The sequence below is a fragment of the Lysinibacillus sp. LZ02 genome, assembly GCF_050613145.1.
In the GTDB taxonomy this organism is placed as follows: Bacteria; Bacillota; Bacilli; order Bacillales_A; family Planococcaceae; genus Lysinibacillus_B.
On record NZ_CP192507.1, the window covers coordinates 3,517,650 to 3,529,863 of the forward strand.

12 protein-coding genes are annotated in these 12,214 nt (G+C 40.1%); 3 read left to right on the forward strand and 9 right to left on the reverse strand.

Features of this window, described 5'->3' with window-relative positions; genetic code table 11:
* Positions 1–17: 17 nt before the first annotated feature.
* Positions 18–911, reverse strand: a complete 894-nt coding sequence (locus ACQQ2I_RS17090; RefSeq protein ID WP_431027958.1) for a nucleotidyltransferase-like protein — start codon at positions 909–911, stop codon at positions 18–20.
* Between the two features lie 137 nt (positions 912–1,048).
* On the opposite strand from ACQQ2I_RS17090, the gene ACQQ2I_RS17095 reads away from it, so the two are divergent.
* The gene (locus tag ACQQ2I_RS17095) at positions 1,049–1,393 is read left to right on the forward strand and encodes a YgzB family protein (protein WP_431027959.1); all 345 of its coding nucleotides are present in this window, start codon (positions 1,049–1,051) and stop codon (positions 1,391–1,393) included.
* A 105-nt stretch (positions 1,394–1,498) separates the two neighbouring features.
* Here the strand turns inward: ACQQ2I_RS17095 and perR are convergent, their stop codons facing one another.
* The 3 genes from perR to bcp all read right to left on the reverse strand — a co-directional run bounded on the left by perR (position 1,499) and on the right by bcp (position 3,565).
* Positions 1,499–1,954: a peroxide-responsive transcriptional repressor PerR gene (gene perR, locus ACQQ2I_RS17100; protein ID WP_391375309.1), complete on the reverse strand. Its 456-nt coding sequence runs from the start codon at positions 1,952–1,954 to the stop codon at positions 1,499–1,501.
* A gap of 199 nt (positions 1,955–2,153) precedes the next feature.
* Entirely contained in the window at positions 2,154–3,098 is a 945-nt protein-coding gene (locus tag ACQQ2I_RS17105) for a D-2-hydroxyacid dehydrogenase (RefSeq protein ID WP_431027961.1), read from the reverse strand.
* A 5-nt stretch (positions 3,099–3,103) separates the two neighbouring features.
* A complete protein-coding gene (bcp, locus tag ACQQ2I_RS17110; protein WP_431027962.1) occupies positions 3,104–3,565 on the reverse strand; it encodes a thioredoxin-dependent thiol peroxidase in 462 nt (153 codons plus the stop codon).
* Between the two features lie 120 nt (positions 3,566–3,685).
* On the opposite strand from bcp, the gene ACQQ2I_RS17115 reads away from it, so the two are divergent.
* Together ACQQ2I_RS17115 and ACQQ2I_RS17120 are read left to right on the forward strand one after the other, a co-directional pair.
* Positions 3,686–4,972, forward strand: coding sequence for a glutamate-1-semialdehyde 2,1-aminomutase (locus ACQQ2I_RS17115; RefSeq protein ID WP_431027963.1), 1,287 nt, complete (start codon positions 3,686–3,688; stop codon positions 4,970–4,972).
* Between the two features lie 61 nt (positions 4,973–5,033).
* Entirely contained in the window at positions 5,034–6,125 is a 1,092-nt protein-coding gene (locus ACQQ2I_RS17120; RefSeq protein WP_431027964.1) for an aromatic acid exporter family protein, read from the forward strand.
* 88 nt (positions 6,126–6,213) lie between these two features.
* Here the strand turns inward: ACQQ2I_RS17120 and ACQQ2I_RS17125 are convergent, their stop codons facing one another.
* The 5 genes from ACQQ2I_RS17125 to ACQQ2I_RS17145 all read right to left on the reverse strand — a co-directional run bounded on the left by ACQQ2I_RS17125 (position 6,214) and on the right by ACQQ2I_RS17145 (position 11,846).
* Positions 6,214–7,107, reverse strand: a complete 894-nt coding sequence (locus tag ACQQ2I_RS17125) for an ABC transporter permease (RefSeq protein WP_431027965.1) — start codon at positions 7,105–7,107, stop codon at positions 6,214–6,216.
* 13 nt (positions 7,108–7,120) lie between these two features.
* Positions 7,121–8,125 carry an ABC transporter permease gene (locus ACQQ2I_RS17130; protein ID WP_431027966.1) on the reverse strand — a complete coding sequence of 335 codons (1,005 nt, stop codon included), beginning with the start codon at positions 8,123–8,125 and terminating at the stop codon, positions 7,121–7,123.
* 78 nt (positions 8,126–8,203) lie between these two features.
* Positions 8,204–9,835 carry an ABC transporter substrate-binding protein gene (locus ACQQ2I_RS17135; RefSeq protein ID WP_431027967.1) on the reverse strand — a complete coding sequence of 544 codons (1,632 nt, stop codon included), beginning with the start codon at positions 9,833–9,835 and terminating at the stop codon, positions 8,204–8,206.
* Between the two features lie 36 nt (positions 9,836–9,871).
* The gene (locus ACQQ2I_RS17140; RefSeq protein ID WP_431027968.1) at positions 9,872–10,852 is read right to left on the reverse strand and encodes an ABC transporter ATP-binding protein; all 981 of its coding nucleotides are present in this window, start codon (positions 10,850–10,852) and stop codon (positions 9,872–9,874) included.
* The gene (locus ACQQ2I_RS17145; protein WP_431027969.1) at positions 10,827–11,846 is read right to left on the reverse strand and encodes an ABC transporter ATP-binding protein; all 1,020 of its coding nucleotides are present in this window, start codon (positions 11,844–11,846) and stop codon (positions 10,827–10,829) included. The genes ACQQ2I_RS17140 and ACQQ2I_RS17145 overlap by 26 nt, the downstream gene beginning before the upstream one ends.
* Positions 11,847–12,214 lie beyond the last annotated feature (368 nt).

Here is a 12,214-nt window from a genome sequence, read left to right on the forward strand (position 1 = left end):
ATGCCTCGATTACTATACTATAAGCCATATTCGCTTTCAATAAACTGTTTATCTACTCGATAATGACGATGGAATACGATTTCATTTTTTGCGATTACAGGCTCTACAATAATATAACCTTTATCAATTAAATACTCGACAAATACCTCTAAATCTGTAGAGTAATAGCTTAACTCTTCATGAGCGTGTAACTCTTGAATTTTCCAAGTCGGTTTAGTAAGCATTACTTCTACTATATGTTGGGCTCCATCGTGCGTTCTTGAATTGATAAGGAACTCACTTGCTAGAAATAATAGCTCTAATCGTTTATCCAATGTCTCATTACTCGTAATCAATTCTTCATATAGTTTATAAACAGCTGGTTCAATCTTTTTCACCTGCGCCCACACTGTCACTTCAGGATACAAACCACTATCAATGACCGATAAGCGCCCGAGATGATGAAGCGACTCCACTACATAATTATAGGCATCTAAGTAATCACCTCGTTCAAAAAATTCCTTCCCTTCTAAATAACGACGGATTAACTTACTAAATTGAATACCTGTTTTAATTTTACGTCCGTAAAACGGAAACTCTTGTAGTTCAGAACGCAATTTATATAAAAATTCATTTCGGTCAAAGAGCACTTTCCCAAAGAAAATCCAATCGACTAACTTTCGATTCGAGCCAATGAAAAGCCACTTTCGTAAACGTTTTTCCGTTACGACGTGCATCACCATTTTCGTATCGCTATACAAATAATGCTTTGTAAAAATTGGTTGATCCGCCTCTTTCACAATAATCAATAATACCGAATCAAATGTATCTGTCAGATTGATGGCATCATCACGTTTATTAATCAATATTACACCTAATGTATCAGGATGACTCGCACGCTCCTGATAGATTGGACGTAAGATGTGTTCCATAAAAGTACCCCCTAAAGTTTACACTATTACTATGTTGAAATGTTCGACGTACTATTTAGTAAATCCTTTCAAAAGATTATAATTCTAAAATAAATTCAATCTATGGTATAGTAATTTTAGATTGGGAGGCAAATAAAATGAAGAAGTATTCTAGCAAAATAAATAAAATCCGTTCATTTGCACTATCACTTATCTTTATTGGATTTGTTATTATGTACGGTGCGATTTTCTTCCGTGAAAATCAAATTTTAGTACTGATCTTTATGTCACTTGGACTATTATGTGTTATCGGAAGTACAGTCGTCTATGGTTGGATTGGTTTATTGTCAACAAAAGCTGTACAAGTCGAATGTCCAAATTGCGGTAAGTACACAAAAGTACTAGGTCGTGTCGATATGTGCATGTACTGTAATGAGCCACTGACACTAGACCCAACACTCGAAGGAAAAGAATTCGATCAAAACTATAATAAGAAGAATTAAAGGCTGGTGGTTAGCGCTAGCTTTTTTCTTTTTCTACAAGTAAGCTCCGCACTTATCATAAAACATAAAAAAACCTAGTAGCTGTTTTACTACTAGGTTCACATGCTATAACGCTGTTTTGTTTTCGTTTTCTAGACACTCTTGGCAAGTTCCGTAAACTTCCAGACGATGCGAATTTACTTGGAAACCTGTCACATGCGAAGCAAATTGTTCTACTTCGTTAAGACCAGGATAGTGGAAGTCTACAATTTTACCACAACATTCACAAATCATATGGTAGTGATCGTTTGTGACAAAATCAAAACGACTTGCTGCATCTCCGTAAGTTAGCTCTTTTACAAGCCCCACTTCACGGAACACACGTAAGTTGTTGTAAACTGTCGCGACACTCATATTTGGAAATTTACCTTCCAGCGCTTTATATATATCATCTGCTGTAGGATGAATCATGGAGTTAATTAGATATTCCAAAATAGCATGACGCTGTGGAGTAATTCGAACACCCGTAGTCTTTAACGTGTCTAACGCGTCTTTTAAATGCATTTCATCAGACATCGCCATGCACCTCATTTCATAAATAATTATTAATTTATAATTGTTATAAACAGTGTACGAAATTTATCCACAACTTGTCAACAATTCCTTAGTTATCTCCATACTTTCCCACATTCAAAGAAACTTTTAGATGAAAATATTCTCAATTATAAGTTTTAATTGAGAATGAAGAGATTTTTCTCTCATTTCGACATCATTTCTCTATTTAATAGCCACGTAAAAGATTCATTTCGTTTTCAAGCTGTCTCTCACCATCTAACCATTTACGAAGACTCGGTTTAAAAATAGCAAGGCTACGCTCTACGTAACGTGATGAATGACTTGATAAATGCGGTGATACCGTTACATTTTTCAATTGCCATATTGGATTGTTAGCTGGTAATGGCTCTTCTGCATATACATCTAATACCGCATGAGCAATGAGGTTTTCTTGCAGCGCTTGCACAAGTACATTTTCATCTACTAAATCACCCCGACCGAAGTTCATAAAAATCGCACTTTCCTTCATGGCTTCAAAGTGTTCACGCCCAATTAAGTTTTTTGTGTTCGGCGTGCTCGGCAACATGGCAATAACGATATCCGCTTTTGGTAAATGCTGTAGCAACTGTGCAATCGGATACGTTTCATTCATATAATTAGTCATTGCACCTGAGCTATTAATACCTATTGTATGTACTTCAAACGCCTGTAGAATGCGCCCAATTTCCTGACCAATCGCCCCTGGTCCTAAAATAAGTGCTGTGCTACCGTTTAGCTCTGTTAATCGAACTTTTTTATTCCACTCACCGCGAGCTTGTTGTGCATAAATACTTGGCAGCCCACGCTTTAATGATAAAATATGTGCTAAAATCGATTCGGTCATCGGCTTTTTATGAATACCGCGCACATTCGATACGTAAATGCCGCGCTCTGCAATAGCTTGCGCTGGCATTTTCTCGACCCCTGCAGAGGCAACAAAAATCCATTGTAATTTCTCCGCAACCGCAATTTTGTCATCCGTTAAATCTTCGCCGTATGTGACAAGAATATCCGTTTCGCGAAGTACATCGTCCCGAACCCCTTGCTCAAAAATGAACTCCACTTCTGGAAACTCTTCTACTAACGGCTTACATAAATTTGGTCTTGGTTCAAATGTAAAATAGACGCGCATCTCTCTTATTCCCCTTTTAACTGCGATAATACCGCTTCAATATGATTTTTCACTTTTACTTTACGCCACTCCGCTACAACGATTCCTTCTTCATTAATCAGGAATGTACAGCGCTCAATCCCCATATATTCACGGCCGTACATTTTCTTTAGCACCCATACACCGTACTTTTCCGCAACTTCATGATTCGCATCCACTAGTAACGAAAATGGTAGACCGTGCTTTTCAATAAACTTCGTATGCTTATTCGCATCATCCATACTGACCCCTAAAATCACTGCATTTAATGAAGAAAAATCTTCATATGCATCACGGAAATCACATGCTTCCGTCGTACATCCTGGCGTCATATCTTTCGGATAAAAATAAAGCACCACCTGTTTTCCTTTGAAATCAGACAGACTCACTTGCTCGCCCTTTTCATTTTCTAACGTGAAATCTGGTGCCTTTTGATTTAACAATGACATCGAACCCCTCCCTATCTTTTCTCTATCGTACCGAAGTCTCGTCAGTCTTTCAATTTCTTTGGCGTTTCAAAGAGATTGGGACTACAATAGACATGACAAACTAAGTTTGGAGGCAAAACAATGAATCATTCAAAATCCGAGGAAATTTATAAAGAAGCATGCGAGCATATCGTAGGTGGTGTGAATAGCCCATCTCGATCATATAAAGCAGTTGGCGGTGGCGCACCTGTTGTCATGGCGCGTGGGAAAGGTGCATATTTTTGGGATGTAGATGGTAATCGCTACATTGACTACTTAGCAGCATACGGTCCCATCGTAACAGGTCACGGTCATCCACATATCACAAAAGCAATTACTCATGCAGCTGAAACAGGCGTATTATATGGCACGCCAACTGAGCATGAAGTAAAATTTGCGAAAATGTTAAAAGAGGCCATTCCCACTTTAGACAAAGTACGATTCAACAACTCGGGTACAGAAGCGGTTATGACGACTGTTCGTATTGCCCGTGCATACACAGGTCGCAATAAAATCATTAAATTTGCTGGTTGCTACCACGGCCACTTTGACCAAGTATTAGTAGCTGCTGGTTCTGGTCCTGCAACACTCGGCTCTCCTGATTCTGCAGGTGTACCACAATCCGTTGCAACAGAAGTGATTACCGTACCATTTAATAATATAGAAGAATTCAATTTAGCGATGGAACGTTGGGGTAACCAAGTAGCTGGTATTTTAATCGAGCCAATCGTTGGGAACTTTGGTATCGTGGAACCGCATCCTGGCTTCTTAGAACATGTACATGCACTTGCAAAAGAATACGGCGCATTAACAATTCACGATGAAGTCATTACAGCATTCCGCTTCCATTATGGTGCAGCGCATACGATGTTAGGTTTAACACCTGATTTAGTAGCAATGGGGAAAGTAATTGGTGGTGGTCTACCAATCGGTGCTTACGGCGGCCGAAAAGAAGTAATGGAAACTGTTGCACCACTTGGACCAGCATATCAAGCGGGAACAATGGCCGGGAATCCAGCGTCTATGCTTGCAGGTATCGCCTGCCTTGAAGTATTAGCACAACCAGGTGTATACGATGAAATGGATCGTCTAGGTGCTATTCTTGAAAAAGGCATTTTACAAGCAGCTGAGAAACATCATGTGACAATTACGGTCAATCGCTTAAAAGGTGCATTGACAATTTACTTCACAGATGAGAAAGTAGAAAACTACGAACAAGCCGAAAACTCCAATGGTGAAATTTTTGGTCGTTTCTTCAAACTAATGATTTCAAAAGGTGTAAATTTAGCACCTTCTAAGTATGAGGCATGGTTCTTAACAACCGAGCATACAGAAGAAGATATTTTAGAGACAATCGCTGCGGTTGATTACGCATTTTCACAACTCTAAGAGGGAATCCGGCGAAGTGTCTTCATTGATTATGAAATAGAAAGAGAGGGCTTCACGTTTTATGAAATTAGGTGCCCGTGTATTCAAAACTGGTGTCGCCATTATATTTGCACTATTTTTATCTGAGCTACTCCATTTACCTTCGCCGGTATTTGCGGGAATTGCTGCCATTTTTGCGATTCAGCCGTCTATTTATCGCTCTTATTTAAGTATCTTGGAGCAAATTCAAGGGAACTTAATCGGCGCTGCGGTTGCGGTGATCTTTGGCTTGCTATTTGGCCATCATATTGTTGCCATTGGTATGGCAGCCATTATCGTTATCGGGTTAATGATGAAATTTAACCTCGAAAAATCAGTAACATTAGCGCTTGTTACGGTTGTTGCCATTATGGAAATTCAGGGCGATGACTTTTTAATGTTTGGTCTTATTCGTTTTGCTACGGTCATGGTCGGAGTCTTCGCTGCTTTTATTGTGAATTTAGTGTTTATCCCACCGCGCTATGAAGTGAAATTATTTAAAACGATTAACGCGCTTCAAGATGATATTATTCGTTGGACGCGCCTTGCTGTCCGCCAAGCAAGTGAGCATACATCGACAAAAATGGCATTAAAGAAGTTAACAGCCCGTATGAGTGATATTTATACTTTATATGACTTTTACAAAGAAGAACGGAGATACTTCCGCAATCAAAAATTTGTAAAGGCTCGTAAACTCGTTGTGTATCGCCAAATGATTATCACCTCTAAAAAAAGTTTAGAGCTATTGCAACGGCTGCACAAACATGAAAATGAACTTAGCAATTTACCTGAACAGTTCCGTCTCATGATTCAAGAACGACTCGATTTTTTACTGACATACCATGAACAATTACTGCTTAAATATACGGGGAAATTAAAGCCTGAACATTCACAGTGGATGCAACATGAGGAATATTTGCAGCGCAATGAAGTGATGGAAATTTTCATTAAGCAAATTGCCTTAGCACAAGAGCTAGAAGATGAAGAAGAGTTTTCAAGCTATCACTTGCTCTATATTTTATCGCGTATTTTAGATTATGAGGAAAATCTAGAGCATTTAGATACGCTCATCGTGTCGTATCGTAGCTATCATGGGAAAGAAAAAAATGTAGATTTAGAAGAAGAATTTTATTAACCGGTAAGCGAATCGCTTGCCGGTTTTTTTACGGGAGTTTAAGCTACCCATAAAAAATAGGAGCCCGTTGAAAAGCCCCTTTACGTGTCTAATTTTTCATCTTCGGATCAAGTGCATCGCGTAAGCCATCGCCCATTAAGTTAAAACCAATAACCGTTAGCATGATCGCTAACCCTGGGAAAATCATCGCCCACGGTGCATTCAGTAAAAAAATACGGGCATCTGCTAACATTTTCCCCCATTCAGGTGTAGGTGCTTCTGCGCCAAGTCCTAAAAATCCTAATGCTGCTGCTTCAATAATCGCCGTAGCAACCGCTAAAGTCCCTTGTACAATAATCGGCGTCATCGAATTCGGTAAAATATGGCGCCATAAAATACGGGCATTTTTCATCCCAATCGCTCTGGCCGCGTGGATATATTCCTCTTCTTTTACGGTGAGTACACGCGAACGAATGAGTCGCCCAAAATTCGGTACGTTAATAATTGCAATCGCAATTAAAGCATTTTGTAAAGATGGACCTAAGATAGATACAATCGCGATGGCCAATAAAATACTCGGAAAAGCGAGCATAATATCAAACAACCTCGAAATCATCGTATCCAGCCAGCGTCCATAATACCCTGAAATAATCCCTAAAAAGCTCCCTACGACGGCAGACAAGATGACTGCTGTAAAACCAACTGTTAATGAAATGCGTGTCCCATGTAAAATGCGTGAAAAAATATCGCGCCCTAAATCATCTGTCCCAAACCAGTACTCACTCGATGGGGGGGCTAGACGCTCCGCTAAATTTTGCTCATTAATCCCTTGCGGTGCAATGTAAGGACCAATCATAGCGAGAAGGATGAAAAATAGCACAATCCCCATGCCAAAAAGAGCTGATTTGCTTTTTTTAAAGCTTCGCCATGCTTCTTTCCATGGGCCAACTACTTTTTCTTCTTTAATTTCTTGCAATGGCGCATTGGATACGATCTGAGACATTTTCCATCCCTCCCTAGTTATATTTAATCCTTGAGTCAATAACGGTATATAAAATGTCCACAAGCAAATTAATCATGACGAATAAAAATGCGACGATTAAAATACCTGACTGAATAACAGGATAATCTCGGTAGCCAATCGCTTCATAAATATAGCGACCAATACCTGGCCAACTGAAAATCGTTTCTGTTAAAATGGCGCCACCTAACAGCAGCCCTGTTTGTAAACCAATTACCGTTAACACAGGGATTAACGCGTTTTTCAGTGTATGTTTATAAATGACAATCAACATACGCTGCCCTTTTGCGCGAGCTGTACGAACAAAATCTGAACGCATCACTTCTAGCATAGAAGCCCGTGTCATACGGGCGATAATGGCTGTTGGAATCGTGGCTAACGCAGTACCCGGGAGTACTAAATGTTTTAACACGATAATAAATTGATCGAAACGTCCTTGAATCAACGTATCGATTAAATAAAAATGCGTAATTGCTATGACCGGATCACGTACTTCTTCACGCCCTGAAGTTGGAAGCCACCCGAGCTTAATACTAAAAAGCCATTGTTCAACTAATCCAAGCCAGAAAATTGGCATCGAAACGCCGACTAATGCGATCACCATCACGATGTAGTCAAACTTTGAATTTTGGAACCACGCTGAAATAATGCCCGCGTTCATACCGACAATGACAGCAATCGCCATCGCAAAAAATGCCAACTCAAATGTAGCAGCTAAATATGGCCAAACTTCTGTCGTAATCGGTTGCCTTGTACGCAAGGATTCGCCTAAATTGCCAGTTACGATATCTTGCAAGTAGCTAAAATACTGTACATACCACGGATTATTTAATCCCAATGATTCACGCAATGCTGCAACGGCCTCTGCTGTTGCTTGTTGACCTAAAATGACTTGCGCCGGATCTCCTGGAATGGCATGAATAATTAAAAAGACAATAATAGACATCCCTAGTAACACAGGAATTAAATGAACAAGTCGTTTCATAATATAGTGAAGCATTGTCTTCACCTCTTCTAAAGAATTTGCTAGAAATTTAGAAAAAAAGGGAGGCGATATGTTCCTCCCTTTTCTATTTAACTATTCCATCGAAACATTCATTAAAATATCAGAACCGGTTGGATGTGGTACGAAACCTTTTACAGTTGATTTTGCAGCAAGTAACGGTGTCGAGTGTGCCAATGGTGCCCACGGTGCATCCGCATGAATCATCTCTTGTGCTTGTTTATAAAGATCATTCCGTACATTTTCGTCTGTTTCAGATTGTGCTGCGATTAATAAATCGTGCACTGCATCATTTGAGTAATATGCATAGTTATTGCTTCCGATATTATCTTTATCTAGTAACGTATATAGGAAGTTATCTGCGTCACCATTGTCACCTGTCCAACCGAGCATAAACGCATCTGCTTCCCCATTCTTCGTTTTCTCTAAATAGACCGCCCATTCATATGTCACAATTTTTGATGGAATCCCTACATCTTCAAGGTTTTTCTGAATAACTTCCGCTACTTTCATCCCGTCTGGCATATATGGACGTGGTACTGGCATTGCCCATAGTTCAATCGGAGAACCATCATAACCAGCTTCTGCTAATAACGCTTTTGCTTTCTCTGGGCTATATTCATACCCTTCGATTTCATCGTTATAGCCACTAATAGATGATGGCATCGGATTTACGGCTACTTCTGCACGCCCTTCGAAGAATGCATCTACAATGGCTTGCTTGTTAATCGCGTGGTTCACCGCCTGACGTACTAATTTGTTATCAAATGGTGGACGTGTATTCGTTAAACCTAAGTAACCAATATTCATAGATGGACGTTCGATTAATTGAAGTGCTGCATTCGACTCAATTGAAGTACCATCAGATGGATTAATCCCATCAGCTAAATCAATATCACCTGCTGTTAAAGCATTTACACGTGCAGAGTTATCCGGAATAGCACGGAAAATAACACGATCTAATTTCGGTAATCCTTCTTGCCAGTAATCTGCAAACTTTTCAATCGTAATGGAATCATTACGCTTCCATTCCACAAATTTAAATGGCCCTGTACCAACTGGATTGTCGCCAAAGGAATCGCCAGCTGATTCAAACGCAGTTGGTGATGCGATGCCAAATGGGCTCATCGCTAAGTTCTTTAAGAATGGTGCTTGTGGACGAGATAATGTAAATACGACTGTATGCTCATCTTCAGCAACCACATCTGTAATAATATCTGCCCCTTCTGCTTTAAACATGGAATTGAAGTAATAGAAGTCTTCTTCTGTTCCAGCTTTCCAGCGATTAATATTTTTCACAACGGCTTCTGCATTGAAATCTGTCCCATCATGGAATTTAACACCTTGTTGCAATTTGAATGTGTACGTTAACCCATCGTCACTAATTTCCCAACTTTCTGCTAAGCCGGGATTTACTGTTGTATCTTGTTCACCAAACTCTAGTAATGTTTCAAAAATATTTTTTGTTACTTTAAATGATTCGCCATCTGTTACAATAGCGGGATCAAGTGACACAGAATCTCCACCACGCCCAAATACTAATACTTGCGGTGAAGTTGGCGCATCATTCTCAACATTTCCCTCTTTATCACTTTCAGTACCTGTGTCCGTTGTCGCCGAATCGTCTGTTACATCCGAATTACAGGCAACAAGCACAAGCATTAACATGAGCAATAATAGCCCAAGTGACCAAACCTTTTTATTCATTGTAAAACCCCCTTCTTATTTCTTTCACTTTTATCATTAGTGCTGCACATCATTGTATAAATGACAAGCAACAGAATGACCTGGTTTTACTTTTCTAAACAGTGGTGCTGTCACTTTACAAATGTCACTCGCATACGGACAGCGTGTATGGAATGCACAGCCAGTTGGTGGATTCGAAGGGCTCGGTATATCCCCTTCTAATACAATGGGTTCCCGGTGATGTAGCGGATCAGGAATCGGAACTGCTAATAATAATGCCTGTGTATACGGATGAAGTGGTTCTTCATAAAGCGAATCGCTATCCGCAAGCTCCACCATACGTCCGAGATACATTACGCCAACGCGGTCGCTAATATGTCGAACAACACCTAAATCATGTGCGATAAAAATATAGGTTAGCTTCAAATCCTCTTGCAGCTTTTGCATCAGGTTTAATACTTGCGCTTGAATCGATACATCTAATGCGGATACGGGTTCATCTGCGATGATAAGCTTTGGATTTGTCATTAATGCACGGGCAATGCCAATGCGCTGCCGTTGCCCTCCGCTAAATTGATGTGGATAGCGCTTTGCATGATACGCACTTAATCCAACGATTTCTAAGTATTCGTGCACCTTTTCTTTTCGCTCTTTCGCTTTCCCAATTCCATGTACAATAAGCGGTTCCTCTAGTATTCTTTCAACCGTATGACGTGGATTTAAAGAAGCATATGGATCTTGGAACACCATTTGAATATCTCGTCGCATTTTACGCATTTCTTTTTCCGATAATGCGGTTAGCTCTACACCATCAAATGTTACTTTTCCACTTGTCGGTTCAGAAAGCCGCATAATAGCACGCCCCGTCGTTGATTTCCCACAACCAGACTCTCCTACAATGCCGAGTGTTTCTCCTTCATACAATTCAAAGGAGAGGTCATCCACTGCTTTCACTTCTCCTTTATTTGTGGAGAATAAACCGGCACGAATCGGAAAGTATTTTTTCAGGTGCTCAACTTTCAACAACAAGTTCGTCATATACTTCACCTCCCGCCTTTTCTTCTACTAAGAAGCACCGCGCCTCATGTCCGTCAGTCGCTTTATACATAGGTGGATTTTCTTGTAGACACCGTTCCTGTGCAAACTGACAACGCGGCGCAAAACGGCATCCTGTCATAATCGAACCAGGCTTCGGCACATTTCCCGGAATCGAGTGCAGACTATCCTTTTTAAATCGCATGTCTGGAACAGATTGAATTAACCCTTTCGTATAAGGGTGTTGCGGATTTTTAAAAATTTCTTTTACCGGCGCTTCTTCCACGATTTGTCCAGCATACATCACAATAACGCGCTCACACGTTTCTGCTACTACACCTAAATCATGTGTAATAAACAAAATAGCTGTATGTAATCGCTTATTTAAATCTTTCATTAGCTTTAAAATTTGTGCTTGAATCGTTACATCTAATGCGGTAGTTGGTTCATCGGCAATGAGAATTTTCGGATCACAAATCAATGCCATAGCAATCATGACACGCTGGCGCATGCCACCTGATAATTGATGCGGATATTCTTTCATTAACTCTTTTGGACGAGGTAAGCCAACGAGCTTCATCATTTCCATTGCCCTTTTTTTTGCACGTCTTTTAAACCACATTTTGTGATGGATTGATAATGCCTCTACCAGTTGATTTCCGATCGTAAAAAGTGGGTTAAGTGAGGTCATTGGCTCCTGGAATATCATCGCCATCTCTTTTCCTCGGATTTTTCGCATTTCTTTTTCCGAAAGAGACGTTAAATCTCTCCCATTTAACAAAATTTTTCCTCCTGTAATCTTCCCTGGTGGATTCGGTACAAGCCCCATAATGGATAGAGAGGTCACACTTTTTCCACATCCTGATTCGCCTACGATGCCTACAATTTCACCGGCACGAACAGAAAAGCTAATTTGATCGACTGCTACAATATTTCCATCATCCGAAAAGAATGTCGTTTCTAAATTTTTCACTTCAAGTAATTTATCTGAATCCATCGAGCTGCCCCCTTTTCCAAAATGGCACTGCATTCCGTGTATCAAAATAGACTATTCTTCAGCCTTTAAAGTAGAATTTTTCTATCTTTTATTAATAGTATTCTCGAAGCAGCAAAAATATTAATCCTTATAATGAGTAAATCCTGAAACATATATTACTATTTGGGTAACCGTTGCTTTCCACTCCGGTACTCGCTTTCCACGGGCGAAATCAAGCCTCCTCGTCACTCATCCTTCGATGCTCCTGTCGCTTCGCTTTCGTCGCAAATAAATTTCCTGCGGGGTCTTGATTGTCTCGCTTTTCCCGTAGGAAGCTCTGCTCTGTAGCGAAAGGCGCATGCCGTCAGCTACACTCTCGTACCTCCGCT